We start from the raw sequence: 26,090 nt of genomic DNA on the forward strand, positions 1-26,090 counted from the left end.
ACTGCAAGGATGACAGGCAGCTGGCGAAGGGCCGATCCCTGGTGAAGGGAATGTCATATGCCTGTAACAGACGGATGCGGCCCCTTCATCACCATCGTGGGAAGCTGACAGGCGGACGGGGCCCTGAGGGAGGGCTCCGTCGCACGTCCCGCCATAAGCCCGGGGAGCATCTGGGAATGTCGCGCAAATGTCGATCTTCGCCGCTCATCAACACCATCGGCATGCGGAGAACCGTTGTCGGCATCGGGGCCGCACGCACTGCACGGTGCGCTCCGGAGCAGCGGCGAGCCCTGCCATGGTGTCTGAACAGCTAGTTGACGATTCGTCAGCAACGGTCAGAGGCGAGCAGGTCAGGGTGCCATCGGCCGTTGGGCTCTCGTTCAGCAGCTGATTGCGCCGGGCCGCCGGGCAGGCCGCGATACTCCTAGTCACCCGCCGCACCGGCCCGCGACGTCCGCGGCCGCGGGGTGGCGGAATTCCCTGGCGCCGTGGGCGTGTTCGGCGTGCTCGCATTCTGCTTTCCGTCTGTTCCGTGGCTTGTTTCCGCCTGCCCTTTTTCCCGCCCTGGAACCTCGCCCTCTCAACTCCGCAGGCCCGTCGACAAACCCCCGTCGGCAAAGGCTCGTCGACATACCCCCGTCGGCAATCGCTCGTCCGTAAAAGCTCGTTGACAGACGCTCGTCGACATCCACCATCGCCTCGCGCCACCGGCATCCGTCGTTTTCGAACGCCTTCGGCGGCGGGCCCGGAGGCCAAGAATGCGCCAAAGAAGGTCCGACCCCAGTGATATGGACAGTGGAGGCCTCATGAAGCCGATACGCGCGACCGCGACCCACATCGCCGCCGCCCCTCCCGGGATGGCCGATGGGACCGGTTCGCTCCGCGGAGCCGTCGCCGCCGGTCGCCGGTTACGGTCCGGCCGTGCCTGGTCCGGCGAGGAGCCGGTCAAACTCTCACTGCTGATGCCGGCCTACAACGAGGAAGAGACCATCGCCGCGGTCGCCGAGGCGCTGCTGTCCCAGGACTACCCGTTCGAGATCGAGCTGATCATCGTGGACGACGGCAGCTCGGACCGAACTCCCCTGCACATCGCGCAGATCGACGACCCACGGGTGATCACGTACCGCCATCCACGCAACTTCGGCAAGGGTGCGGCGCTGCTGACGGCCGCCCAACTCGCCTCCGGTACCCATGTGCTGCCGTTCGACGCCGACCTGGAGTACGCCCCCGCCGACATCCCGCGCCTGGTGGAACCGGTGCTGGCCGGACGCTGCGACGTGGTCTACGGGGCGCGGCTGTTCGGGGCGAACACGGTCTACCAGTCGTACCGGTTCGCGATGGGCAACAAGATGACCACGCTGGCGGCGAACGTGCTGTTCGACGCGCACCTGGCCGACATGCACACCTGCCTCAAGTTGGTGCCGCTCGGCCTGTTCCGGGCGCTGCGGCTGCAGGACACCGGGTTCGGCCTGGACAGCGAGCTGACGGCCCGTCTACTCCGGCTCGGAATCCGGCCGTTCGAGGTGCCGATCAGCTACCACAGCCGCTCGCACAACGAGGGCAAGAAGCTCACCTGGCGCGACGGGTTCGGCTGCCTGGTCACGCTGGGCCGGGTCCGGTTCGGGCGCGGGCCGCGGAGCATGGCGCAGTTGCTGGACGCCGCGACGGACGCGGCGGGCGCGGCGGGGCACGGACCGTCGGCCGTGCCCGAGGGCCGGCCGGCGGCGGTGGGCGCCCCGTCGGACGAGCAGGCGTCCAGCGGAGTGGCCTGATGCGGCTGCACGTCACCGACGCAACCGGCGAGCGGGAGGGACGCCCCCGAGGTGGCCACGGGCAGCGGCTGGAAGGCGAGTTGACGGTCCGTCGGATCGGCGACTTCGCCGGGCTGGCGGCCCTGCACGAGCCCTGGCGGGCGCTGCACCAGCGCGTCGACTCCCGCAATCCGTACGCCGCTCCGGAGTGGTCCGAGGTCTGGGCCCGGCACTTCAGCAGTGAGCGGGAGCTCAATGTGCTGGCCGTCGAGCGCGGCCCGGAACTGGTCGGCGTGGCGCCCTGCTATCTGCGCCGGCTCGGCCCGGTGCTGCGGACCGTGCACCTGCTGGGCGCCGGCCGGCACGATGAGCTGACCGAGCTGCCGGCGGTGCTCTGCGCCGCGGAGGACGCGCGGACGGTGCTGCGCGCGGTGGTGCGGCACTGGTGCGAGCGTTCGGCGGAGTGGGACTGGCTGGACCTGCCGCTCGGCGCCGAGCAGGGCTGGCTGGAACCCGAGTGGCTGAGCGGGCCGGTGGCGCTGCGCGGACTGATCCGGCATCGGACCACCCGCCCCTCGGTGGTGCTGCCGCTGCCGGCCTCGGTCGAGGCGCTGCGGCCGGGCCTGAAGCGCAATGTGAAGGAGAGCGTGCGGCGGGCCCGAAACCGGCTGAACCGCAGCGGCCGGGAGTGGACCGTCACCACCCACCGCAGTCCGTCGCAGGTGGCCCGAGCACTGCCGTGGCTGGCCGACCTGCACGCGGCGCGCGCACAGTTGGCGGGCCGCCGACGGCACGGCGATGTGCTGGCCGACCCGCGCCACCGCGACTTCCTGGCCGAGGTGCTGCCGCTGCTCGCCGAGCAGGGGCGGGCCGAGATCCTCACTCTGGACGTCGAGGAGCGGCCGGTGGCGGCGCTGCTGGTGCTGCACGCACCGGGCGCCGGCTATCTGGGCGTCAGCGGGGTCGACCCGGCCTGGTGGAGCGTCAGTCCGGTGACGCTGCTCCAGCTGACGGCCGCCGAGAACGCGGTGCGGTACGGGCGCGGCGAGTTCAACCTCTCGCTCGGCCCCGATGTCGCCAAGCTGCGCTGGAGCGAACGGATCGTCCAGCACCCGGAGTTCACGGTCTGCGGGCCCAGCACCCGGTCACGGGCGGGCTACACCGCCTATGCGGCCGCGGCGGCGGTCGCCGGGGTCCGCCGGGAAGCCGCGCGGCACCGGATCCACGGCGGGAGCACCAGCAGCGCAGGCGCCGACGGCAAGGGCGCCAACGGCAAGGGCACCGACAGCAAGGGCAAGGAGGGGATCCATGGCGGGCAGTGAACGCCGGCCGAGGGTGTGCGTGGTCGGCTCGGGCTGGCGGTTCACCGGCGGGCTGAGCCACTACACCTGCCGACTGGCCGGCGCGCTCGCCGAACACGCCGAGGTCTCAGCCCTGTTGATGCGCCGGCTGCTGCCCGCCTTCCTCTACCCGGGCCGCAAGCGGGTGGGTGTGAAGGTGGCGGCCATCGACTACGACGAGCGGGTCGACGTCTACGACGGCGTGGACTGGTTCTGGCTGCCCAGCCTGCTGACCGCGCTGCGCCGGCTGCGCCGCAACCGCCCCGACACCATCGTCTTCCAGTGGTGGACCGGCACCGTGGCGCACACCTACCTGGTACTGGCGGTCGCGGCAAGGGCGTTGGGCGCCCGGGTGGTGGTGGAGTTCCACGAGGTGCAGGACACCGGGGAGATCCGGATCCCGTTCGTCGCCGGCTACACCCGCTGGTTGCTCTCCGCGCTGCTGCGCCGCTCCGACGCCTTCCTGGTGCACTCGGCGTACGACGAGGAGCTGCTGCGCGGACTGTTCGACCTGTCGGGCCGGCCGGTCACCGTGGTGTCGCACGGCCCGTTCGACCACTACGCGGTCGAGCGCGTGCCGTCCACCGACGGCGCGTTCCGGCTGCTCTTCTTCGGCCTGATCCGGCCGTACAAGGGACTGGACCTGCTGATCTCGGCCTTCGACCGGCTCTCCCCCGAAGAAATCGAGGGAGTTCGGCTGACCGTGGTGGGCGAGACCTGGGAGGGGTGCGTGGAGCCGATCCGGATGATCGAGAACTCCCCGTACCGGGACCGCATCACGCTGGTCAACCGCTATGTGTCGGACGAGGAGGCGAAGGCCCACTTCGCCGCGGCCGACGCCCTGGTGCTGCCCTACCGGCGCTCCTCCGCGAGCGGTCCGCTGCACATCGCGATGAGCAACGGACTGCCGGTGGTGCTGAGTTCGGTCGGCGGGCTGGTGGAGGCGGTCGGGGACTACCCCGGGGCGGTGCTGGTGCCGCCGGAGGACGTGGACGCACTACTGGAAGGTTTGCGCAAGGTGGTCACCATGGCCGGAGAGCACTTCTCCGACCCGCACAGCTGGGAACGGAACGTCGAGGCCGTCATCGGCACCGCGCGGGCGGAAGGCGGGGAACGGTGAGGCTCGCACTGGTCAGCCCGGGGTACCCGCCGACCCCCGGGGGCGTGGAGGCGGTGGTCGCGCAGACCGCGCGGGCCCTGGTGCGGGCGGGGCTGAGCGTGGAGGTGCTCGCCCAGCAGCCTCGCCCGACGGGCCCCGCGGTCAGCACCGAAGACGGCGTGCTGGTGCGGCGGTTCGCCGCCAACCGCGCCGAGAACTACCGGACGGCGCCCGGCCTCTACCGTCATCTGGCCCGCCACGCTGCCTCGTTCGACGTGGTGCACGGGCACAGCTACCACGCGCTGACCGGGGTGGGCGCCGCGCTGACCCTGCAACTGCGCGGGCTGCGGGTGCCGTTCGTGCTGACCCCGCACTACCACGGCACCGGCCACACGGCGGCCCGGGCGCTGCTGCACCGCGCCTACCGGCCGGCCGGCCGGGCCGCGGCGGGCCGGGCCCGCGCGGTGCTGTGCGTCTCGCGGCCGGAAGCCGAGCTGTTCGCACGGGACTTCCCCGCGGCGGCCGGCAAGGTCGCGGTGGTGCCCAACGCGGTGGACCGCCGGGCGCTGCTCGCGGCGGCGCCGCTGCCCGACGAACCGCCCACGGTGCTCAGCGTCGGTCGGCTGGAGCGCTACAAGCGGGTCGACCGGGTGATCGAGGGGTTCGGCCGGCTTGCGGATCCCGAGGCGCAGTTGGTGATCATCGGGGACGGGCCGGACCGGTCGCGGCTGGAGCGGTTGGCGGCCGGCACGGGCGCCGGGGTGCGGATCCGCTTCCTGGGCCGGGTCGGCGACCTGGAGCTGCGCCGCTGGCTGCGGACCGCGGCGGTGCTGTGCAGCCTGTCGGAGCACGAGGCCTACGGGCTGGCCCCGGCCGAGGCGCTGGCCACGGGAGCCTGGGCGGTGCTCTCGGACATCCCGGCGCACGCGGAGCTGCCGGCGGCGAGCGCGGTGCGGCTGCTGCCGGAGGGCGCCTCGCCCACCGAGCTAGCCCGCCGACTGGCCGACTGCCTGGCCGGACCACCCGCGCCGGGCAGCGAGGCGATCCCCGACTGGGACGCCGTCGCGGCCCAACTGGTGGGCGTTTACCGCGAGGTGGCGGCATGAGCAACTCGACACTGCTCGCTGAGGAGTCCGCCGCCACGCCCGACGGGCCGCCGGGCAGCCCGACGGCCAGGCCGGACCACCGCGCGCCACGGTTCGGTTCGCCGCTCGCCTGGGCGGTGCTGTGGCTGACCGCCACCGCCGGTGCGGTGCTGATCGCCGTCGCCTTCTCCATGGCGGCAACCGATGGCGCGGACACCGCGCACTACGCGGTCTTCTGGGCCGGCATGCTGCTCTTCTTCTGCCCTGCCGCAGTGGTTCTGACGGCTCCTCAGATCGCGCCGAGGGTGCGGATCGGCTGGCTGCTCGGCTACGGGCTGTTCAGCTACGTGCCCAAGCTGCTGCGCAATCCCGGGCAGCCGCTGTTCCATGACGAGATCGCACACTGGCGCCAGGCCACCGACCTGGCGGCCAACGGGCAGCTGTTCGCGCAGAACCACCTGATCGGCATCGTCGCGCGGTTCCCCGGCCTGCACATCGTCACCGCCTCGATCAGCGACGCCACCGGCCTGACGGTCTGGCAGAGCGCCCTGGTGGTGATGGTCGTCGCCCATGTGCTGGCGCTGTTCGGCGCGTTCCTGCTCGGCGAGGCGCTGTTCGGCTCGCTGCGCGCGGGCGCCCTGGTGGCGCTGGTCTACAGCCTGAACTCCAGCTTCATCTACTTCGACACCGAGTACGCCTACGAGTCGCTGGCGATGCCGTTCTTCCTGTGGTGCCTGGCCTGCCTGGCCAAGGCGCACCGGGCGAAGGAGCGGCCGGAGCGGCTGCGCTGGACGGTCGGCGCGGTGCTGGCCGGCTGCGGCGCGGTGCCGACCCACCACCTGACCACGGTGCTGATGACCGCGCTGCTGGTACTGCTCACCGTGGTGGCGACGGTGGCCGCGCTGCGCGGCACGGCGCCGCGCGAGAAGGCGGTGACCATCGGCACGGTGGCGCTGCTGGTCGGCGGCGCCGGGGTGCTCTGGCTGGTGCTGGCCGCCCCGGCGACCTTCGCCTACCTCTCCCCCTACATGGGCGGCGGCGCCAAGCAGTTGCTGCACATGTTCTCCGGCGGCAAGGGCACCCGGTCGCTCTTCAAGGCGAGCACCGAGCCGTTCTACGAGCGGTACACGGCGTTCACCGTCCCGCTGCTGAGCTTCGCGCTGGCCGCCTGGGCGCTGTGGCGGCGGCGCCGGCAGCCGGGCGGGCTGTTCGGCGGGGACCCGCTGATGCTGGGCCTGAACCTGTTCGGGCTGCTCTACTTCCCCTCGCTGCCGTTCATCATGGTGGAGTTCGGGGCCGAGGGCGCCCGGCGCACCTGGGGGTTCACCTGGATCGGGCTGGGCGTGCTGCTCACCCCGGTGCTGATCCTCGCGCTGGACCGGCTCGCCGAGCTGCGCGGGCGGCGCTGGCGGGCCGGCGCGCTGGTGGCGGTGCTGGTGGCCGGCGATGCGCTGATGGGCAATGTGGCGGCCGGGCTGGACGAGGACTACCGGTTCCCCGGCACCCCGGTCTTCGGCTCCGACACCCGCTCGGTGACCGCCGAGGCGGTCGGCACGGCCGCCTGGTTCAAGGCGCACCTGGGGGCCAAGCTGCACGTGGTCTCCGACCGCTACACCGGTCTGGTGCTGGTCCGCGAGGCGGACGCCGAGCCGGCCCAGCCGGCCAAGGGCTTCCCGACCTACGACCTGTACTTCAACTCGACCCCGCCAACGCCGTTCCTGGTCCGCGAGTTGGACTCGTCGGACTACACCTATCTGGTGATCGACAAGCGGACAGCGACCCAACTGCCGGAGATCGGCGTGTACTTCGAGCCGGACGAGCCATTCGCGTTCGGCGGCACCAGCCCGATCGGCGTGCGGAACCTGGACCGCTACAACTACCTTCCGTGGACCACCAAGGTCTACGAGAGCGACGCCTACGCCATCTACCGCTTCGACTTCAAGGCGATCCACGCAACCGTCCCCGGGGAGGCGCGATGACCAGCACACCCGAGACGATCGGCGGCAGCGGCCGCGACGGCGGCCGCTGGTCCGGACTGCCGCTGTTCGCCACGCAGGCCGGTCTGGTCCTGCTGGCGCTGATCGGCGAGTCGGCGGTGCCGGGCGGCCCGGCCCGGGCCGTGCTGGTGCTGCCGGTGCTGCTCTGGTCGCCGGGGCGCAGCCTGGCGGCCGGACTGGGCCTGGCGCGCGGCGCGGGGCGGTTCCTGACCCCGCTCTGCGTGCTGCTGAGCATCGTGGCGCTGATCGCGGCCGGGCTGCTCTGCTTCGTGGCGCTGGGCCGGGTGCGGCTCGCCGTGCTGCCGCTCGCGGTGAGCACGGTGCTGCTGCCGCTCTGCCTGCTGGAGCGGCGCGCCGAGCGGCCCCGGCTGCCCGAGCTGCTGGCGGGCGGGCGGCGGCACGCGGTGTACGGGGCGAGCGTGCTGGCCGCGGCGGCGCTGCTCTGGGCGGTCGCCGCGCGGCTGCCGACCACCCCGCAGCAGCCCTACCTGTCGTTCTCGCTGGGCGCGCCGTACGCGCAGGTGCCGGGCGTGCTGCCGGGCACCGCGGGGCAGCGGCTGGACATCCCGGTGGTGGCGGACGCCACCCGCCCGGCGGACCTGGCCGGGCTGACGGTGTCGGCCGGCGTGGACGGCACCGGTTGGAGCGCCCCGGCCCCGCTGACCGGCACCACCCCGGGCCAGGGCACCGCCCGGCTGCAAGTCACGGTGCCGCAGGGCGGCTGCCTGCACCGGGTGGAGCTGCGGCTGAGCCGCGGGGCGGAGCAGCTGCGCAGCGTGGACCTGTACGTCAGGACCGGGGAGGGGAGCGGCTGTGGCGACGGCTGAGGCCCCGCTGCCCGAGGCCTCGTTGCCGTCCGCGCAGCCGTCAGCCGACAAGTCACCAACTGACGGCTCGTCAATCGGCGGACGTCCATCCGACAAGCCGTCGGATCGCGGCGCGCTGCGCTCGCTGACCGTCAACAGCCTCGGCATCATGGCCACCACCGTGGTCAACGCGGGCCTGGGCTACGGCTACTGGACGCTGGCCGCGCGGATCATGCCGAGCGCCGAGGTCGGTCTCGGCTCGGCGGCGACCTCCGCACTGGTGATCATCTCGCTGGTGGTGCACCTGGGCGCGGGGGTGGGTCTGATCGCCCGGCTGCCGCAGCGCGGGACGGCCGAGCAGTGGCGGCTCACGGTGGTGGCCACGCTGGCGGCCACCACCGGCGGCACCCTGCTGGTGGCCGCGGTGGCGGAGCTCCCGCTGGGGCTGCTGGTCGCCCCGCTGGGCCCGTTGACCCGCGACCCGTGGTTCGCTCTCTGGTTCGTGTTGGGCGCGGCCGGCTGGACCGGCTCGGGCGTGCTCGACTACCTGTTCATCGCGGAGCGCCGGGCCGGCCTGATGCTGGTGCGCAACGCCGCGACGGCGGTGGCCAAGCTGGGCGGGCTGGCGGTGGTCGCGGTCGCGGCGCCCAGGACGGGCGCGATGGGGCTGCTGCTGACCTGGTCGCTGAGCGGTCTGCTGGGCACCGGGGCAGGGCTGGTGCTCTGCCACCGCCGGGTGCGGCCGCTGGGCCGGGTGCCGCTGCGGGCGGCCGGGGCCGAGCTGTTGCTGCTGGCCCGCCCGGCGCTGGGCCACCACGCGATCAGCGTGGCGGGACTGGTGCCCACCTATCTGCTGCCGGTGGCGGTGACCGCGCGGCTCGGTGCCGGGGCCAATGCCGCGTTCTTCATCACCTGGATGATCGGCAGCGCCATCTTCATGATCAGCCCGGCGGTCTCCTCGGCGCTCCTCGCCGAGGGCAGCCATCTTCGGCACAGCGCGGAGGGCGGCGGGCAGCGCGGGGGGCTGCGGCGGATCGCGCTGCGCTCGCTGGGGGTCACGGTCGCCTCGATCACCGTGCCGGCGGGGGTGCTGTGCGCGATCGGCCACCCGGTGCTGGGCATCTTCGGTGCGGGCTACCGGCAGGGGTACGGGCTGCTGGTGGTGCTGGTGCTGTCGGCGTTCCCGGACGCGGTGAGCAATGTGGCGGTCGCCACCCTGCGGGTCCGCGGCCGGCTGAACCGGGCGGCCGCGCTCAACGCCGTGATCGCGGCCATCGCGGTGGCCGGCACCTGGTTCAGCACCCCGCCGCTCGGCATCCTGGGCGCCGGCGTCTCCTGGCTCGGCGCCCAACTGGTGGGCGCGCTGGCCGTTCTGGTGTTCCACCGGCGGTTGCTGCCGCCCAAAGACCGAAACGACTGAAAGGCCGTCACCCGTGCGGATCCTCCAGCTCACCGACTTCTACCGACCGACCATCGGCGGTCTGGAACGCCATGTCGAGTCCCTCTCCACCGAGTTCGTCCGGCACGGCCACGAGGTGACCGTGCTGACCCTGCGGATCGGCGACCGTCCCACCAGCGAGGTGATCGACGGCGTCCGGGTCGAGCGGGTGCCCAGCTGGTCGGGGCGGCTGTCGGGCCTCTACGCGGACGCCTCGCGCCCGTTCCACCCGACCGTGCCGGACCCGGGCGCGCTGGCCGCGCTGCGGGCGGCGGTCAGACGGCTGAAGCCCGACATCGTGCACAGCCACAGCTGGCTGCAGTACTCGTACTTCCCGCTGTTCCGCCGCGCGGCCGAGGCTCCCGGGCACGTGGTGACCCTGCACGACTACGGGCTGAGCTGCGCCAAGAAGACCAACCAGCAGGACACCGGCCCCTGTTCGGGCCCGGCGCTGGCCAAGTGCGTCAAGTGCGCGGCGGCCGGCTACGGCACCGTCAAGGGCGTCGCGCTGGCCGGCGGCCTGCACGCCTCCCGGGCGCTGCACGGCCGGGCCGACGCCTACGTCGCGATCAGCACCGCCGTGGCGACGGCCTCCCAGGCTGCGCTGCTGCCCGAGACCGACCTGCGGGTGATCCCCAGCATGGTGCCGCGCGGCATCGCCGAGCTCGCCCACAGCACGGCCCGCCCCGACTTCCTGCCGGCCGAGGACGGCTATCTGCTCTTCGTCGGGGCCCTCGGGCCGCACAAGGGTGTCGACGTGCTGCTGAAGGCGCACCGGCGGCTGCGGCACAAGGTGCCGCTGGTGCTGATCGGCACTCCGCGCGCGGACACGCCGGCGATCGACGACCCGGCGGTGACGGTGGTCCGCGACGTGCCGTCCGCGCAGGTGATGGCCGCCTGGCGGCGCGCCTCGGTGGCGGTGGTGCCCTCGGTCTGGGAGGAGCCGCTGGGGCAGGTCGCCGTGGAGGCGATGCTGGCCGGCCGCCCGGTGGTGGCCTCGAACGTCGGCGGACTGCGGGACGTCGTCGAGGACGGCGTGACCGGCCTGTTGGTGCCGCCGTCGGATCCGCAGGCACTGGCCGACGCGATCGACCGGCTGCTCGCCGATCCGCAGGAGCGCGCGCGGTTCGGCGGCCGCGGCCGGGAGCGGGCCGCCGCCTTCACCGTCGAGGTGGTGGCTCCCCAGGTGCTCGACCTGTTCACCGAGGTGCTGGCGCGCCGTCGCGCCCACCAGACCCCTGTCCCACAGAAAGTGAGTCAGCGATGAGGATGACTGTCGTCGGCACCGGCTACCTCGGCGCGACCCACGCGGCCTGCATGGCCGAGCTGGGTCACCAGGTCGTCGGCCTGGACACCGACCAGGCCAAGATCGAGCGGCTGACCGCCGGTGAGGTGCCGTTCTACGAGCCCGGCCTCGCCGAGTTGGTGCAGCGTCAGATCACTGCGGGCCGACTGGAGTTCACTACTGACCCAGCTCGTGCGGTGGCCGGATCGCAGGTGGTCTTCCTCTGCGTCGGCACCCCGCAGAAGCACGGCGAGTACGCCGCCGACCTGAGCCAACTGCACGGCGCCACCGACACTCTGGCGCCGCTACTCGACCAACCCTGCCTGGTGGTGGGCAAGTCGACGGTGCCGGTGGGCACCGCGGCCGCGCTCGCCGAGCGGATCCGGCAGCTGGCCCCGGCCGGGGCCGACGTCGAACTGGCCTGGAATCCCGAGTTCCTGCGCGAGGGCCACGCGGTGGACGACACGCTGCGGCCCGACCGGCTGGTGATCGGCACCGCCTCCGGGCAGGCCGAGAAGACCCTGCGGGAGGTCTACGCCCCGCTGCTGGACGCCGGAGTGCCGCTGCTGGTCACCGACTTCGCCACCTCGGAGCTGGTGAAGACCGCCGCCAACGCGTTCCTGGCCACCAAGATCTCGTTCATCAACGCGATGGCCGAGGTCTGCGAGGCAGCCGGGGCCGATGTCTCGCAGCTGTCCGCCGCGCTCGCCTACGACCCGCGGATCGGCGGCCGGTTCCTCAACGCCGGGCTCGGCTTCGGCGGCGGCTGCCTGCCCAAGGACATCAGGGCGTTCATGGCCCGGGCCGGCGAGCTCGGCGCCGACCAGGCGCTGACCTTCCTGCGCGAGGTCGACGAGATCAACATGCGCCGCCGGGTGCGCACCGTGGACCTGGCCCGGGAGCAGGCCGGCGGCTCGCTGCTCGGCCGGCGGGTCGCCGTGCTGGGCGCGGCCTTCAAGCCCGAGTCGGACGACGTGCGCGACTCCCCCGCGCTGCACGTGGCCGCCGCCGTGCAACTGGCCGGTGCCCATGTGCGGGTGTACGACCCGCAGGCGATGGCCAACGCGAAGCGCACCTTTCCCGGCCTCTCCTACGCCGACTCGGCGCAGCAGGCCGTCGACGGCGCCCATGTGGTGCTGCTGCTGACCGAGTGGCAGGAGTTCCTCGACCTCGACCCGGCCGGGCTCGGCAGCCTGGTGGCGGAGCGGCGGGTGGTCGACGGCCGTAGCTGCCTGGACGCCGACCGCTGGCGCGCGGCGGGCTGGACCTACCGCGCGCTGGGGCGCCCCAGGCAGGGCTGACCGGCCGCGCAATGGTGACTCGGAGATTCGCCAGGGGCCGGCGGTGGCCGGTGCTGCTGCTGGTGGTGGCGCTGCTGACCGCGCTGGCGGTGCACTTCGCCGGCTCGGACGGCACCGGCGGCGGCGCGGCGCGGCATGCCACCGCCGTGCCCGCCTGCACGCCGTGGCAGGCGGCGGCCACCGGCCCGGACGCCGATCCGCAGTCAAGCGCGCGCCAGTTCGCCGCGCGCTCCCGGCTGGCCGGCCTCAAGCTGCTCAGCTACTACCCGGCGCAGGCGCCGTGGAGCCGGATGTGGCAGGACTGGCATCCGGGCCGGATCGACGCGGACTTCGCCCGGATCAACGGGCTGGGCGCCAACGCGGTGCGGCTGATGGTCCATGCGAAGACCTTCGGCTACCCCGCCCCGGACCCGGCCCGGCTGGCTGAGCTGCGGCAGACGATCGAGCTGGCGGCCCGGCACGGCCTGGCCGTCCAGCTCACCCTGTTCGACTGGTGGGACGACTACAGCGACCTGGCCGGCAGCGACCGCTGGGCGCACGGGGTGCTCGATCCGTACCGCGACGACCCGCGGATCGCCTTCGTCGAGCTGAAGAACGAGGTGGACCCCGGCGACCGGGCGGCGGCCGACTGGGTGCGCCACGAGCTGCCGGTGGTCCGGCAGGCCGCCGGCCGCATCCCGGTGACCGTCTCGGTGACCGGCTCCGACCCGGTCGCCCGGCTGGCCGCGCTGCGCGACGTGCTGGCCGACGACCCGCCCGACTTCTACGACCTGCACTACTACGGGGAGGCCGGCTACGCCCGCACGGTCTTCGAGGCCGCCGAGGCGGTCGTCGCGCCGGCCCCGCTCTACATCGGCGAGACCGGCACCGCCACCGGCCCCGGCGACGGCGCTGCGCAGGCCCAGGCCGAGGCCGCCCAGGACCTGTACCTGCGCACGGTCGAGTGGGCCGCCAGGTCGGCCGGCCTGCCCGCCGCCGCGCCCTGGATCTTCCAGGACATCTCCCCCGGCGATGTGCCGGAGGGCGCCTCCCGGGCCCCCGAGGACCTGGACTTCGGCCTGCTGCGGGCCGACGGCAGCGAGAAGCCGGCGGCGGCCTCGCTGCGCGCCCAGTTCACCGGCCCGGGCATCGGCACCGACTTCAACGGCGACCTGTCCGGCGGCCAGGACGGCTCCCCCGACGACTGGACCGCCCACGACGCCTCCGCCGCCCAGGCGTTCTGGGACCCGAAGGACGGCCACCGGACGCCGGGCAGCGCCGTGCTCAGCGGCACCTCCGGCGATTCCGGGCAGAGCCCGTCCTTCATGGTGGAGCCGGTCGAGCAGCCCACCGCCGCCGGCCAGCGGGTGCGGCTGACCGCCTGGGCGCGCGGGGTGCACGCGACCGGGCGGAGCACCGTCGCGATCACCTGGTTCGACCGCAACGGCAGCTACCTGGGCGAGGACGAGTCGCCGCCGCTGCCGGCCGGCAGCAGCGGCTGGCGCCTGCTCAGCGTCGACTCAACCGCCCCGGCCTGTGCGGCGGCGGCCGTGCTGGCGCTCAAGTCCCGCGGCAACACCGGTCAGGCGCGGTTCACCGAGGTCGCCTTCACCGTCCATCCATAACCCCGTCACCGATGCTCCGCCAGAAGGGACACCCATGCCCAATCCGCCCTCCCGTCCACTGCGCTCCTTACTCGCCGGCGCGCTGTTCCTCGGCATAGCCCTGACCTCCGGTCAACTCACCCTGGCCGCACCGGCGGTGGCCGACGAGACCACCGTCTCGCAGGACACCCTGCGGACCGGCTGGGACCAGAACGAGCCGGGCCTGACGCCCTCCCAGGTGGCCGGATCCGACTTCGGCCGGCAGTTCTCCACCGCCGTCGACGGCCAGGTCTACGCCCAACCCGTGGTCACCGGCGGCACGGTGGTGGTCGCCACCGAGAACGACAAGGTCTACGGCGTCGCGGCGGCCGGCGGCGCGACCACCTGGTCCCGCGACCTGGGCTCGCCGTGGCCCGCCTCGGTGCTCGGCTGCGGCGACCTGACGCCGAACATCGGGGTCACCTCCACGCCCGTGGTGGACAGCGCCACCAACACCGTCTACCTGACCGCCAAGGTCGACGACGGCCCGGACAGCTCGCACCCGCACTGGTACGTGCACGCGCTCGACGCGACCACCGGCGCGGAGCACACCGGCTGGCCGGTGACCGTGCAGGGCTCGCCGGTCAACAACCCGGGCCGCACCTTCGACCCGCTCTACGCGATGCAGCGCCCCGGCCTGCTGCTGATGGGCGGCACGGTCTACGCGGCCTTCGGTTCGCACTGCGACCTGGGCAACTACGTCGGCTACCTGGCCGGCATCAACACCACCAGCCGCGCACTCACCCTGTGGGCCACCGAGGACGCCTCCAGCAGCGCCAAGGCCGGCCTCTGGATGAGCGGCGGCGGCCCGGTCTCGGACGGCGCCGGACGGATCTTCGTCACCACCGGGAACGGCGTCTCCCCCGCGCCCGGCCCCGGCACCAGCCCGCCGGGTCAGCTCGCCGAGTCGCTGGTGCGGGTCGGCGTCAACGGCGACGGCTCGATGTCCGCGCAGGACTTCTTCAGCCCGTCCAACGCCGGCGTGCTGGACCAGAACGACACCGACTTCGGCTCCGGCGGCCCGATCGGCCTGCCCGGCCCGGCCTTCGGCACCACCGCCCATCCCCACCTGATGGTGACCGTCGGCAAGGACGGCCGGATCTTCCTACTCGACCGCGACAACCTCGGCGGCCGCTCGCAGGGCCCGAACGGCACCGACGCGGTGCTCGGCACCAGCGGGCCGTTCGAGGGCGTCTGGGGCCACCCGGCGGCCTTCGGCGGCACCAGCCCGTTCGTCTACACGGTGGGCAGCAACGCGCCGCTGCGGGCGCTGGCCTACGGCACCACCGGCTCCGGCCAGCCCGCGCTGACCAGTACCGGCACCAGCAGCGGCACCTTCGGCTACTCCTCCGGCTCGCCGATCGTCACCTCCAGCGGGACCGACCCGTCGACCGCCCTGGTGTGGGTGGAGTACAGCGACGGCGCCAACGGGGCCAACGGCCAACTGCGCGCCTACGACGCGGTGCCGGTCAACGGCGTGCTGAACCTGCGCTACTCCGCGCCGATCGGCACCGCCTCGAAGTTCGCCGTTCCCGCGACCGACAGCGGGCGGGTCTTCGTCGGCACCCGGGACGGCCACCTGCTCGCCTTCGGCCGCCCGTCCGGCGCCGCGCTGAGCGGCACCGCCGTGGACTTCGGCGACGTGCCGGTGGGCAGCACCGCCAACGGCACGGTGACCGTCACCGCCACCCGGACCGTCACCGTCTCGGCGCTGACCGCGGGCGCGCCCTTCGCCGCGCCGCAGAATCCGGTCCTCCCCGCGACCCTGACGGCGGGTCAGACCCTCAGTGTGCCGGTCTCGTTCAGCCCAACCAGCCCTGCCGGGGCGATCGGCCAACTGGCCCTCACCACCGACGCCGGCACGCTCAGCGTGGGCCTGAGCGGCTACGGCCTGCAGTCCGGGCTGACCGTCACACCGGCCGCCCTGGACTTCGGCGAGCTACCCACCAGCCTCACCAAGACGCTGGGCGCGACCTTCACCAACACCGGCAGCACCGCGGAGACGGTCTCCGCCACCACGGCGCCCGGCTCGCCGTTCCAGACCGGTGACCTGCCGCCGGCCGGCACCGTGCTGCAGCCCAAGCAGTCGCTCATCGTCCAGGTGACCTACGCCCCGACCGCCGCCCGGAGCGACACCGGTTCGCTCGCCGTCACCAGCACGAGCGGCACCGCCACACTGAGCCTGACCGGCAGCGCGGTGGCCGGGCAGGCCGTGCTCACCCTCACCCCGGCCGGCACCGACTTCGGCTCGATGCTGGTCGGTCAGACCGCCCTGCGGTCCTTCGACATCAGCAACACCGGCAACATCCCGCTGACCATCACCAAGGCCGCTCCGCCGGCCGCCCCGTTCGCGGCGATCAAGCCGGTGGCCGAGGGCCAGCAGCTCGGCCCGGGGCAGGTGATCCACCAGACCGTCAGCGTCACGCCCACGGCGGTCGGCACCGTCACCGGCACTTACCAGATCACCTCCGACGACGGCCGCGGCCCGCAGCCCGTCACGCTGACCGCGACCGCCACCGCGCCGACCACGCCCACCCGGGTGACCGTGCCGGCGCCGGGCGCGGGCGGCTGGCAGCTCAACGGCTCTGCGGTGCTCTCCGGCACCGACCTGCAGCTCACCCAGGCCGTGGCCCACCAGGCCGGCTCCGCGGTCTACCCGACACCGGTGCTGACCGACGGGCTGACCGCCGACTTCACCTCGGTGATCGGCGGCGGCAACGGCGCCGACGGCCAGACCTTCGCGCTGCTGGACCCGGCCGCCGACACGGCCAAGTCGCTCGGCTGGTCCGGCGGTGGGCTCGGCTACCAGAGCCTGACCGGCGTGGCCGTCACCATGGACACCTTCAAGGCCACCGGCGCACCGTCCGGCAACTACATGGCGATCACGGTCAAGGGCGGCACCGGCTTCGTGCAGACCGCGACCAACGTCCCGAACCTGCGCTCCGGACCGCACGCGGTCTCCGTCTCGGTCAGCGGCACCACCCTCACGGCGTCGATCGACGGCGTGCAGGTGCTCAACGCGAGCGTGCCCACGCTGCCGCCGGCCGCCCTGGTCGCCTTCACCGGCGGCACCGGCGGGCTCGACGACATCCACACCGTCCGCGATGTGAACATTCAGGCCAACGGCTATGCGGTGGCCCCGCCCGGCCCCAACGGCTGGACCGACAACGGCTCGGCCGCGATGTCCGGCACCGACCTGGTGCTCACCCAGGCGGTGGCCAACCAGGCCGGCAGCGCATTCGCCGCCACCCCGGTCGCCTCCGCCAACCTGCACGCCCACTTCACCGCGCAGATCGGCAACGGCAGCGGCGCCGACGGCCTGGCCTTCGTCCTGCTCGACGCGTCCAAGGCCGGCCCGACCGCGCTCGGCGGCTCGGGCGGCGGCATGGGGTACGCCGGACTGCCCGGTGTGGCCGTGGTGCTGGACACCATCAAGCACACCGGCGACCCGTCGAACAACTTCGTCGCGGTCGCCACCGGCGCCGTCAACAACCGCCTGCAGTACGCGGCGACTTCGACCACCGTGCCGCAGCTGCGCCAGGGCACCCACACGGTCGACGTGACCACCACCCCGGCGGGCCACCTGCAGGTGGCGATCGACGGCAGGCAGGTGATCGACACCCCCGTCACGCTGCCGGCCAATGTGCTGACCGGGTTCTCCGGGGCCACCGGCGGCTACACGGACGTGCACACGGTGCGGGGGGTGAGCATCGGGTACTGAGGCACCACCGCTGACGGGCTCGCGGGGCGGGGACGGCCGTCCCCGCCCCGCGAGTCGTCCGGGTGGCCGGCGTGCGAGCCGCGCGTTCCTACCCGTTCTCGTCCGAATCGGTGGTCGAAGGGGGCAGCGACTGCTCGGCCCAGATGATCTTGCCCTGCGGGGAGTACCTGGTGCCCCAGCGCTTGGTGAGCTGGGCCACCAGGAACAGCCCGCGGCCGCCCTCGTCCGTCGTCGCCGCGTACCTCAGGTGCGGGGAGGTGTTGCTGCCGTCGGCCACCTCGCAGGTCAGGCCGCGATCGCGCAGCAGCCGCAAGCGCACCGGCGGCGAGCCGTAGCGGATCGCGTTGGTGACCAGTTCACTGAGGATCAGCTCGGTGCTGAACTCCAGCTCGGCCAGGCCCCATTCGTCCAGCTTCGCGGCGGTCCACGCCCGGATGTCGGCGACGGCGGCCGGGTCGAACGGCACCTCCCGATCGGCGACCCGCTCCGCACCGAGCACCCGCGTCTTCGCTATCAGCAGCGCCACATCGTCCTGTTGGCGGGCCGGCAGCAGGTCGTCGAGCAGGGTCTGGCAGTTCTCCTCGGGCGGCCGGTCCTGGCGGCCGGAGAGCGCCTGGCGCAGCAGCTCCATGCCGATGTCGAAGTCCCGGGTGCGGTCCTCGATCAGCCCGTCGGTGTAGAGGACGATCTGGGTGCCTTCGTCCAGGTGGACCTGCGCCGTCTCGAACGGCATCCCGCCGCCCGCACCCAGCGGCGGGCCGATCGGAAGCTCCGGGAAGACGACGCTGCCGTCGGGCCTGAGCAGCGCGGGTGCGGGGTGTCCGGCCCGGGCGATGCTGCAGAGCCGGGAGACCGGGTCGTAGATCGCGTACAGGCAGGTGGCTCCGGTGACGCCGGTGCCGGTACCGCTGTCGGTCTCCTCCTGGTCGATGCGGTCCACCAGCTCGTCGAGGTAGCCGAGCAACTCGTCCGGCGGGAGGTCGAGGGTGGAGAAGTTGTGCACGGCGGTGCGCAGCCGGCCCATGGTGGCCGCGGCGTGCAGCCCGTGGCCGACGACGTCGCCCACGACGAGGGCGACCCGGCTGCCGGGCAGGGGTATCACGTCGAACCAGTCGCCGCTGACTCCCGACTGTGCGGGCAGGTAGCGGTGTGCGACGCCGAGGGCACTCTGCTCCGGGAGGGCGCGCGGCAGCAGGCTGCGCTGCAGCGTCACCGCCATGGCGTGCTCACGGGTGTAGCGGCGGGCGTTGTCGATGCTGACGGCGGCCCGTGCGGCCAGTTCCTCGGCCAGCGCCAGGTCCTCGTCGTCGAACGGCTCGGGCTTCTGCGCCCGCCAGAAGTTCGCGACGCCCAGGATGATGCCGCGCGCCGTCAGCGGAGTGGTGATGAGGGAGTGGACCCCGTAGTCGACGATCTGCCTGGTCCAGTCCGGGTCCTGGGCCTGCCAACCGGGAGCCGCCGAGAGGTCCGGAACCACCTGTGACCGCCCGCTGCCGAACCCCCGGGCCTGGGGGCTGGACGGGATGAAGGCGATCAGCCTGCCGCGCGGGTAGAAGGGATCGTCCTCGCGGATCCCGTGGACCGTGACGCGCCGCAGGTCCTTCCCGGTGCCGGTGGGCTCGTCGCCCTGCAGGACGGGGTCGGCGAGGTCGACGGTCACGAAGTCCGCGAGGCCGGGAACGGCGACCCGTGCCAGCTCCTCGGCCGTGCGCACCACGTCGAGGGTGGTGCCGATGCCGACGCCCGCCTCGTAGAGCAGCGCGAGGCGGTTGCCCGCCACCTCGGCCTTGCCGGACAGCGCGAGGAGCTCGGTGGAGTCGCGGATCGTCGCGACCGTTCCCATCCCGCCGCCGTGGCGGTCGGTCGGCCGCTGGTTCACCACGAGCAGCCGGCCGCCCGCCGGAAGCACCTCGTCCGTGGCCACTCTGCCGGACAGCAGCAGTTCCGCGGCGTCCGGGTCGAGGTCACGCAGTTCGCCCAGGTGCCGGCCCTCCGCATCGGCCGGCAGTCCCAGCAGCTCCCTCGCCTCGTCGTTCGCCAGGAGCAGCCGCCCGTCCTGCCCGACGATGACCACGCCCTCCCGGACCGCGTGCAGTACGGCGTCGTGGTGCTCGTACATCCGGGTCATCTCTTCCGGCCCCAAGCCGAGCGTCTGCCGCTTCAGCCGCCTGGCCACCAGGGCGGTCCCGGTCGTGGCCACCGCGAGTGCGGCGGCGCCGGCCCCGAGGATGACGGGCAGCTGCCGGTTTCCGGCCGTGGTGACGTGGTTGACCTTGAGCCCGGCCGACACCAGGCCCACGACCTTGCCGTCGGGTGCGGTGACGGGAACGATGGCCTGGACCTCGTGCCCGAGCGGCCCGTACACGCTCTCCGTGTAGACATGGCCGGCCAGGGACGGGCCGATCGTTCCGACGAAGTGCTTGCCGATCTCACTTGGGATGGGGTGCGTGTAGCGGATCCCCTGGGTGTTCATGATCACGATGAAGTCGACGCCGGCCGGTCCGCGCGCCGCCTCCGTCAGCGGCTGGAGGATCGCCGTCGGATCGGGCGACTCGAGCGCCGGAATGATCCCGGGCGAATGCGCGAACGATTCCGCGACGGCCACCGACCGGTTGCGGGCCTCCGTGTCACTGGAGTTCCGCTCCTGGAGGACCAGCGCCAGGATCGCCCCGAGGACGAGCAGCAGCACGACCGCGACCTGCAGCATGAATACCTGTCCGGCAACGCTGCGGGACTTCTTCCGAAGGTCCCTCTTCGCATTCGGCGACTGCTTCGATACGGTCCGGATTCGGTCGGCGTATTCGACCATGCGTCATTTCTAACACTGCACTACGGGCAAGTACGAAGCCGTTTGCGGATGTGCGGACGCGCAATCCGCATGAGGCTTCGTTTCAGCGCTCGGGCCGGTCGCGGTTCGCCCCGCGGCGGGCCAGGAACCAGCCGATCAGAAGCCCGGTAGCCAGCGTCACGGTCAGGACCGCCCAGAGCGGGAGCGTCACGGTGCTGACCCAGAGCCGGACGGAGACCGAGCCGGTGTTGGCCGCGATGAACCAGACGGCGAGTACCGCCAGGACGGCCATCCCGATCGTGCGCAACCGTACGGTTCGACCCTTCACCGTGATGGAGGAGCGGCTCTGCGGCGGACGGGTGTTCTTCGCCATGGTTCCAGTATGTGACGGGGTCCTCGGTCCGACCATGTCGCCATGGACATCGAATCGCTCGCACGCACCCGCCGCGCGCTGCACGCCGTCGCGGAGCTGGTGATGGCGGGCCCGCAGTTCCGCAGCAGCGGCACGATCAGGCTGCGCGCCGCCCTCGGCGGCTTCGCCACAGTGGCGGAGCCGAACGTGCAGGTCGTCGCCGCGGACCTGGTGGTGCCCGGGCAGCGCCTCTTCCTGGAGCGGACCAGCTGTGCCGCGCTGGGGGCCGCGATCGGGGTGGTGCCCGGTGCGCCCGAGGGGCTCTATCAGGGCGGCTCCGGTGTCGGCCCCGAGGACGTGATCGAGGCCGAGCCGCAGTCGGCACATCTGCTCGCGCACGCCTTCGCGGTCGGCGACGCCGCGCTGCGCCGCGGTTTTCCCGGGACGGAGCCGGTCATCTGGCCCGAGCATTTCGACATCGCCGTGACCGTGGCCGGGGTCGACTACGGAGTCTCCCCGGGCGACGACTTCCAGGCGGAGCCGTACGCCTACGTCGGCCCGCCCGTCCGGCAGCAGGGGGAGTACTGGAACGCGCCGTTCGGGGCGGCGGCCGTGGTCGGTGAACTCGGCGGTGTCGACGGCCTGCTGGCCTTCTTCGAGCAGGGCCGTCGGCTGGTCGGCTGACCTCACCCCGTCAGCGGTGCCAGGCGGGCGGCGAGCTGCGGGAAGAGCGGCAGTGCGTTGTCGGCGGCGATGGCGCGCCGGGTCTGGTCGCTGAACCCCGGATAGTCGGCCAGGCCACGGCTGTTGGCGGTGATCAGGGGCTCGGGGCTGAAGGGGTGGTCCGTGCCGAACAGCAGGTGCCCGGGGTCGGCGAGCTCCAGCAGGGCGGACAGCGAGTGGGGGTTCGCACCGAGGGCCACGTCGTAGTAGAGCCCGCGTAGTTGGGCCAGGACGCTCTCGGGGCTGAGGTGCGCTCCGGGGGTGAGCGCGGGCTGCGCGGCGAAGGCGGAGATCCGCCAGGCGAGCGCGGGGACGGCTCCCCCCGCGTGCGGGAGGATGATGCGCAGGTTCGGATGGCGGGTCAGCGCGCCGGTGTAGATGAGATGCGTGACGGTGCGGGCGACGTCGAAGACGAACTCCACGAGCGGCGCCGGGTGCCCGAGGCCGGTCTGCGCGAAGCAGGCCGGGGCGGTGGGGTGGAGCAGGATGGTGGCGCCGCGCCGGTCGAGCTCGGCCAGGACCGGGTCGAAGGCGGGCTCGCCGAGGTAGCGGGCGGCGTAGTTGGTCGCCAGGATCACGCCGTCGAGCGCGAGGTCGCCCAGGCTGTGGTCGATCTCCGCCAGGGCCGCGTCCACGTCCGGCAGTGGCAGGTGCGCCAGGGCGCCGAAGCGACTGGGGTGCTGGTCGATGATCTCGGCCGCCGCCTCATTGAGACGGCGGGCGAGTTTCGCTGCGCCGCCCCGCCCGGCGAGCCGGTGCGCGGTGGGCGACGGGACCGACAGGACCTGGGCGTCGATCCCCTGACGGTCCATGAAGTCCAGCGCACCGGCCAGGCTCCACTCCGGTACGGGGATGCCGCCGTCGAAGCTGCTCAGCCCGGCCTCCCGGGCGGCCTGCAGATAGGCGGCGGGCAGGAAGTGGGCGTGGACGTCGACCCGGGTGGGGGTGGCCGTTGTGCGCATGGTGGTGATCTGCTCCTCGCCTATGGGTAGTCAACCAGGTTGACGACTTAGACGGTATGGGCGGCGAGCAAAAAGGTCAACCATGTTGACTATTGGCGGAGCGGCCGCAGCAGACGGGCGGGTCCGTAGTGTCCTCGAACTGCCACAGCTGCGGCCGGGCGCTGGACGGCCGGGCATGACGGCGCCGACAATCGGCGCATGAGGCCTGCCGAGTTCCCGACGTACGAGGTCCGGCCGTCCGAGACCGATCGGGAGCGGGCGCTCGAGGTGCTGCGGGAGGGTGCGAGCAGCGGCAGGCTGTCGCACGACACCTTCCTCGGCCGGATGGAACTCGTCCTGCACGCCACCAGCCGCGCCGAGTTGGACACGGCGCTGGCCGGCCTCCCGCTCGGCCGGCCGCTGGAGACCTTCCTGCTGCGGACGGTTGGCCGGGTCTCCGGATTCCGGGCGCGGCTCGTCCGGGCCTGGCGCACCGAGCGGCTGCCCGGCCTCGACTTGCCGCAGGCCGGGGCCCGGACGCTGACGATCGGCCGGACCCCCGGTTCTGGACTACGACTTCAGGACTCCTCGGTGTCCCGGCGCCACGCCGAGCTGCGGCGCGAAGGCGACGGCTGGGTGCTGTACGACCTCGGCTCGGCCAACGGCACACATGTGAACGGGCGCCGGATCGCGGGCGCCGTGCGGGTCCGCGCCGGGGACCAAGTGCGGTTCGGCAACCAGGAGTTCCGGCTGGCAAACGGTTAGGGGCGTCGGGTTGGGCAGCTGAGGGGCGCGCAGTGCCCGTGCCGGCTCGCTAGCCCAAGTCCCGCAGCGCCGTGAGCGCGAGCTGCGGGAACGGCCCCTTGCAGACCTCGCAGGCCGGCGAGTGGGCGGGGTCGTTGAGCCAGAAGCCGTCGACCTCGGGGCGCACCGCCTGGGCGGCGCGGTCGATCGCGGTAGCACTGGCCTTGGCGCCGGAGGGGTTGGTGCTGATGCCGGCGAGAACCTTGAGTCGCGGATTGGCGGCGCGGGCTTGGGCGGTGGCGGCCTTGACGAAGGAGGCGAAGAGCGCGGGATCGTTCTCCGCGCCCTGCGCCTGCAGGTCCAACAGGTCGGCGGAGCTCGCGACTTGGCCGAGCAGGCCGAGTCGGAGGAACGCGTCGAACTTGCCCCCGGCCGGCGTCTGCGGGCTCAGCTTGTCGACCAGGTCGGTGGCCGGGGCCGCGATGAAGAGCAGGTGGTGCTGGTGGACCAAGTCGGCGGCCAACTGGTCGTAGTGGGCCGGATCCGCCTGCTCGCCCTGCGGAGTGAGCGACCAGTGCTCGTTGTCGTAGAGCACGGCGCGGATCCGCGGGTCCAGGCTGTTGCGGGTGAACGCGGACTTGAGCGCGGCGTAGCTGGTGAAGTTCGCGGTCGGGGTGCTGCTCCAGCCGGCGGGGACGGACCAGTGGGCGTCGCCGGTGAGGACATAGGCGTTGGGGGTGTCGAGCAGCTTGGCGGTGGCGGGGTCGGTGGCGACCAGCTCGTCGAGGGTGCTGCCGCTGATGATCCATGAGGCCCCGTTGGCGGCGGCGGAGCCGCTGGCGGACGGGACGGCGGTCGGCGGGCTGCCGCTCGGTGTGCCGTGGGCGGCCGGGTGGTCGGGCCGGGCGGCCAGCACGGCGTAGGCAGCGACGGCGGCCAGGATCAGCAGCAGCGCGAGCGCCGCGATCTGTCGCGCAGTTGTCATCGGGTTCCGTGGCCTCATCGGGTTCCGGGCTCTCGTGCGGGGGCGGGCAGCAGCGCGCGGATCGCCGGCGGCAGCCGCACCGGGCGGGTGCCGCAGGCCAGCAGCGACTCCAGTTGGAAGAAGCGCTTGAGGAAGGCGAAGGCGATGAACAGCGGTGCCCAGACGAGCAGTCGCCAGCGCCGGTAGTAGAGGATCACGCAGAGCCGGGGCAGCAGCGCGGGCAGTTGGGCCAGCACGAAGACGACCAGGAATCGCGGCACGTTGTGCTGCATACCCGGGTGCAGCACTCCGTACAGGACGGTCAGGATCAGCACGAAGAAGTGGATCGGGTAGGCCAGCTTGCCGCCGGCCGCGCGCGGCAGTTGGAACCAGAAGCGCGGCCCGGGCGCGCCCTGCCCGAACGGGGTGAAGCGCGCGAAGGTCATCATGTTGCCGAGCCCCCAGCGGAACCGCTGCACCCGCAGCTGTCCGACGGTGGCCGGCACGTCCTCGTAGGAGACCCCGCGCGGGTCCAGCACCGCGCGCCAGCCGAGCCGGGCCAGCGCGCAGGTGAATTCGGCGTCCTCGCCGAACATCCCGTGCACGAAGCCGCCGAGCTCGGCGACCGGCGCGCGGCGGAAGCCGCAGAAGGTGCCGGGGATGCACGGCACCCCGTCGACCGTGCTGACGCAGGCGAGCGAGTAGCCGTAGGTGAAGAGCTGCTCCATCGCGCGCATCCGGTCGATCCAGGTGGCGTACGGCTCCTTGGGCAGGGTCAGCAGGCCGACCGTGCCGACCCGGGGGTCGGAGAGGAAGTGCGGCATGGTGTGCACGAAGGCGTTCGTGTCCAACGCGCAGTCGGCGTCGACCCGGTAGACGTAGTCCGCGGTGCAGCGCTCCAGCGCGAGGTTGAGCGCCTTGGCCTTGCCCGCGTGGGCACCCTGGATCACCACGCCGGTGGCGTGCCGGTAGCCGGCCACGACGGCCTCGGCGAGCGCGCGGGTGTCGTCGGTCGAGCCGTCGTCGCACATCACCACGTGCACCGGTCCGCCGTACGCCTCGGCCGCCCGGTCGATCGAGCGCAGCAGCCGCTCGATGCCGGCCGCCTCGTTGTACGCCGGGATGATCACGTTCAGGGCCGGGCGCTCCGGTCCGAGGCGCGGGCGGCGGGTGGTGCTGAGGCGGACCAGCCCGAGCAGGGCGTAGGTCACGTCGGTGACCGCGAAGCGCAGGCTGGCCAGCACCAGGAACTGCGCGACGGGATGGCCGCCGACCTGTTCGACGAGGGCCAGCGCGAGGCCGCCGACCAGGCTGAGGGTGGCGACCAGGCAGCACGCGAGGACCAGGTTGTCCGGCCAGTCGCCGCGCCGCAGGTTGGGCAGCGGGGTCAGCCGGGGCAGTTGGTAGGCGGTGAAGCTGAGCCGGTAGACCAGCAGGTAGCCGAGCGTGGTCTGGAGCACCAGGGCGAGCAGCGGGGCCGGGCCGAGCGGCAGGCCGGTGGCGGCGCCGACCAGTGCGGTGAACACCTCGGTGAGCACCGACATCGCGACGAACACCGGTGCGTGCGCCAGGATCACCAGCCGCCGGCCGATGGTGGCGGGCAGCACCAGCGCGATCGTGACGAGGTAGCCGACCACGGCGGCGGGCACCAGCGGCGGCAGGCTGTTGGCGTACATCGCGGTCAGCCGGGTGTCGCTGTCGGCGGCCGACAGCGTGTCGGCGACCACCGCGCGGTACGCCTGGTCGAGCTGCGGGTGCCGCAGTGCCACGATCAGCACGCTGACGGCCGCACCGACCAGCAGGAAGGCCAGCGCGCGCGGCACTGAGGGGCGGCGGATCGGCGGCAGCTTGACGATCCGCCCGGCGCCGCGGTCGGAGTCGTCGAAGCGCCGGGAGAGCGGCAGCCGGATGATCAGCAGCAGCAGGGCCAGGTCCGCGGCGAACAGCGCGATGGCGGTGGGGTGGTACATGACTGGTCCGTCACCGGCCTCGGGGCTCGGCCTCGACGCGCTCCGCGAGCGCGCGTAATTCCCCGTCGGAACGGGCCCTTATTTCCATGGAGCCTTCCCTTCCTGGGACGAGTGGTACCCAGGTATACAGCGGATGCTCATTCGATGGCAGCCTTCCTGACAA

Annotated in this window: 18 protein-coding genes; 13 read left to right on the forward strand and 5 right to left on the reverse strand. The window is 72.9% G+C overall.

Features of this window, described 5'->3' with window-relative positions:
- Nucleotides 1-806: 806 nt before the first annotated feature.
- Genes P3T35_RS12105 through P3T35_RS12155 form a run of 11 tightly spaced genes read left to right on the forward strand, consistent with a single transcriptional unit; the run spans nt 807 to nt 17,445 of the window.
- On the forward strand, nt 807-1,772 hold the full coding sequence (locus P3T35_RS12105) for a glycosyltransferase family 2 protein (RefSeq protein ID WP_218976642.1): 966 nt from the start codon (nt 807-809) through the stop codon (nt 1,770-1,772).
- Nucleotides 1,772-3,073: a GNAT family N-acetyltransferase gene (locus P3T35_RS12110; protein ID WP_101379286.1), complete on the forward strand. Its 1,302-nt coding sequence runs from the start codon at nt 1,772-1,774 to the stop codon at nt 3,071-3,073. The genes P3T35_RS12105 and P3T35_RS12110 overlap by 1 nt, the downstream gene beginning before the upstream one ends.
- A complete protein-coding gene (locus tag P3T35_RS12115) occupies nt 3,060-4,211 on the forward strand; it encodes a glycosyltransferase (protein ID WP_101379287.1) in 1,152 nt (383 codons plus the stop codon). The genes P3T35_RS12110 and P3T35_RS12115 overlap by 14 nt, the downstream gene beginning before the upstream one ends.
- Nucleotides 4,208-5,296, forward strand: coding sequence for a glycosyltransferase family 4 protein (locus P3T35_RS12120; protein ID WP_180356353.1), 1,089 nt, complete (start codon nt 4,208-4,210; stop codon nt 5,294-5,296). The genes P3T35_RS12115 and P3T35_RS12120 overlap by 4 nt, the downstream gene beginning before the upstream one ends.
- Nucleotides 5,293-7,254 (forward strand): hypothetical protein, encoded by a 1,962-nt coding sequence (locus P3T35_RS12125; protein WP_101379289.1) that lies wholly within the window; start codon nt 5,293-5,295, stop codon nt 7,252-7,254. The genes P3T35_RS12120 and P3T35_RS12125 overlap by 4 nt, the downstream gene beginning before the upstream one ends.
- Nucleotides 7,251-8,099 carry a hypothetical protein gene (locus P3T35_RS12130; RefSeq protein ID WP_101379290.1) on the forward strand — a complete coding sequence of 283 codons (849 nt, stop codon included), beginning with the start codon at nt 7,251-7,253 and terminating at the stop codon, nt 8,097-8,099. The genes P3T35_RS12125 and P3T35_RS12130 overlap by 4 nt, the downstream gene beginning before the upstream one ends.
- Nucleotides 8,086-9,498, forward strand: coding sequence for a lipopolysaccharide biosynthesis protein (locus tag P3T35_RS12135; protein WP_101379291.1), 1,413 nt, complete (start codon nt 8,086-8,088; stop codon nt 9,496-9,498). Before P3T35_RS12130 ends, P3T35_RS12135 begins: the two co-directional genes overlap by 14 nt.
- Nucleotides 9,499-9,511: 13 nt before the next feature.
- Nucleotides 9,512-10,783 carry a glycosyltransferase family 4 protein gene (locus P3T35_RS12140; protein WP_101379292.1) on the forward strand — a complete coding sequence of 424 codons (1,272 nt, stop codon included), beginning with the start codon at nt 9,512-9,514 and terminating at the stop codon, nt 10,781-10,783.
- Nucleotides 10,780-12,102: a UDP-glucose/GDP-mannose dehydrogenase family protein gene (locus tag P3T35_RS12145; protein WP_218976643.1), complete on the forward strand. Its 1,323-nt coding sequence runs from the start codon at nt 10,780-10,782 to the stop codon at nt 12,100-12,102. The genes P3T35_RS12140 and P3T35_RS12145 overlap by 4 nt, the downstream gene beginning before the upstream one ends.
- A gap of 11 nt (nt 12,103-12,113) precedes the next feature.
- Nucleotides 12,114-13,706, forward strand: a complete 1,593-nt coding sequence (locus P3T35_RS12150) for a glycosyl hydrolase (RefSeq protein ID WP_143676750.1) — start codon at nt 12,114-12,116, stop codon at nt 13,704-13,706.
- A 34-nt stretch (nt 13,707-13,740) separates the two neighbouring features.
- Nucleotides 13,741-17,445, forward strand: coding sequence for a choice-of-anchor D domain-containing protein (locus P3T35_RS12155; RefSeq protein ID WP_101379295.1), 3,705 nt, complete (start codon nt 13,741-13,743; stop codon nt 17,443-17,445).
- A gap of 88 nt (nt 17,446-17,533) precedes the next feature.
- On the opposite strand, the gene P3T35_RS12160 is transcribed toward P3T35_RS12155, so the two are convergent.
- Nucleotides 17,534-20,152 carry a SpoIIE family protein phosphatase gene (locus tag P3T35_RS12160; protein ID WP_280705846.1) on the reverse strand — a complete coding sequence of 873 codons (2,619 nt, stop codon included), beginning with the start codon at nt 20,150-20,152 and terminating at the stop codon, nt 17,534-17,536.
- Nucleotides 20,153-20,336: 184 nt separating this feature from the next.
- Nucleotides 20,337-20,606 carry a LapA family protein gene (locus P3T35_RS12165; protein ID WP_101379297.1) on the reverse strand — a complete coding sequence of 90 codons (270 nt, stop codon included), beginning with the start codon at nt 20,604-20,606 and terminating at the stop codon, nt 20,337-20,339.
- Between the two features lie 42 nt (nt 20,607-20,648).
- Between P3T35_RS12165 and P3T35_RS12170 the strand changes: the two genes are divergently transcribed.
- Complete coding sequence (locus P3T35_RS12170) at nt 20,649-21,269, forward strand: hypothetical protein (protein WP_101379298.1); 621 nt, start codon at nt 20,649-20,651, stop codon at nt 21,267-21,269.
- Nucleotides 21,270-21,271: 2 nt separating this feature from the next.
- Here P3T35_RS12170 and P3T35_RS12175 read toward each other — a convergent pair whose 3' ends face one another.
- On the reverse strand, nt 21,272-22,270 hold the full coding sequence (locus tag P3T35_RS12175; protein ID WP_101379299.1) for an amidohydrolase family protein: 999 nt from the start codon (nt 22,268-22,270) through the stop codon (nt 21,272-21,274).
- A gap of 198 nt (nt 22,271-22,468) precedes the next feature.
- Here P3T35_RS12175 and P3T35_RS12180 point away from each other — a divergent pair, with 198 nt between their 5' ends.
- Complete coding sequence (locus P3T35_RS12180; RefSeq protein WP_101379300.1) at nt 22,469-23,014, forward strand: DUF1707 and FHA domain-containing protein; 546 nt, start codon at nt 22,469-22,471, stop codon at nt 23,012-23,014.
- Between the two features lie 49 nt (nt 23,015-23,063).
- On the opposite strand, the gene P3T35_RS12185 is transcribed toward P3T35_RS12180, so the two are convergent.
- Together P3T35_RS12185 and P3T35_RS12190 are read right to left on the reverse strand one after the other, a co-directional pair.
- Nucleotides 23,064-23,978 carry a hypothetical protein gene (locus P3T35_RS12185; protein ID WP_101379301.1) on the reverse strand — a complete coding sequence of 305 codons (915 nt, stop codon included), beginning with the start codon at nt 23,976-23,978 and terminating at the stop codon, nt 23,064-23,066.
- A 14-nt stretch (nt 23,979-23,992) separates the two neighbouring features.
- The gene (locus P3T35_RS12190) at nt 23,993-25,927 is read right to left on the reverse strand and encodes a glycosyltransferase (RefSeq protein WP_101379302.1); all 1,935 of its coding nucleotides are present in this window, start codon (nt 25,925-25,927) and stop codon (nt 23,993-23,995) included.
- Nucleotides 25,928-26,090 lie beyond the last annotated feature (163 nt).

It is taken from the genome of Kitasatospora sp. GP30, assembly GCF_029892145.1.
Taxonomy (GTDB): Bacteria; Actinomycetota; Actinomycetes; order Streptomycetales; family Streptomycetaceae; genus Kitasatospora; species Kitasatospora acidiphila.

Excerpts from the sequence above, each read along its gene's own strand:
- P3T35_RS12105 (WP_218976642.1), top strand. The coding sequence starts at position 807 with ATGAAGCCGATACGCGCGACCGCGACCCACATCGCCGCCGCCCCTCCC.
- P3T35_RS12110 (WP_101379286.1), top strand. The coding sequence starts at position 1,772 with ATGCGGCTGCACGTCACCGACGCAACCGGCGAGCGGGAGGGACGCCCC.
- P3T35_RS12115 (WP_101379287.1), top strand. The coding sequence starts at position 3,060 with ATGGCGGGCAGTGAACGCCGGCCGAGGGTGTGCGTGGTCGGCTCGGGC.
- P3T35_RS12125 (WP_101379289.1), top strand. The coding sequence starts at position 5,293 with ATGAGCAACTCGACACTGCTCGCTGAGGAGTCCGCCGCCACGCCCGAC.
- P3T35_RS12130 (WP_101379290.1), top strand. The coding sequence starts at position 7,251 with ATGACCAGCACACCCGAGACGATCGGCGGCAGCGGCCGCGACGGCGGC.
- P3T35_RS12145 (WP_218976643.1), top strand. The coding sequence starts at position 10,780 with ATGAGGATGACTGTCGTCGGCACCGGCTACCTCGGCGCGACCCACGCG.
- P3T35_RS12150 (WP_143676750.1), top strand. The coding sequence starts at position 12,114 with ATGGTGACTCGGAGATTCGCCAGGGGCCGGCGGTGGCCGGTGCTGCTG.
- P3T35_RS12155 (WP_101379295.1), top strand. The coding sequence starts at position 13,741 with ATGCCCAATCCGCCCTCCCGTCCACTGCGCTCCTTACTCGCCGGCGCG.
- P3T35_RS12160 (WP_280705846.1), bottom strand. The coding sequence starts at position 20,152 with ATGCTGCAGGTCGCGGTCGTGCTGCTGCTCGTCCTCGGGGCGATCCTG.
- P3T35_RS12165 (WP_101379297.1), bottom strand. The coding sequence starts at position 20,606 with ATGGCGAAGAACACCCGTCCGCCGCAGAGCCGCTCCTCCATCACGGTG.
- P3T35_RS12170 (WP_101379298.1), top strand. The coding sequence starts at position 20,649 with ATGGACATCGAATCGCTCGCACGCACCCGCCGCGCGCTGCACGCCGTC.
- P3T35_RS12175 (WP_101379299.1), bottom strand. The coding sequence starts at position 22,270 with ATGCGCACAACGGCCACCCCCACCCGGGTCGACGTCCACGCCCACTTC.
- P3T35_RS12180 (WP_101379300.1), top strand. The coding sequence starts at position 22,469 with ATGAGGCCTGCCGAGTTCCCGACGTACGAGGTCCGGCCGTCCGAGACC.
- P3T35_RS12185 (WP_101379301.1), bottom strand. The coding sequence starts at position 23,978 with ATGACAACTGCGCGACAGATCGCGGCGCTCGCGCTGCTGCTGATCCTG.
- P3T35_RS12190 (WP_101379302.1), bottom strand. The coding sequence starts at position 25,927 with ATGTACCACCCCACCGCCATCGCGCTGTTCGCCGCGGACCTGGCCCTG.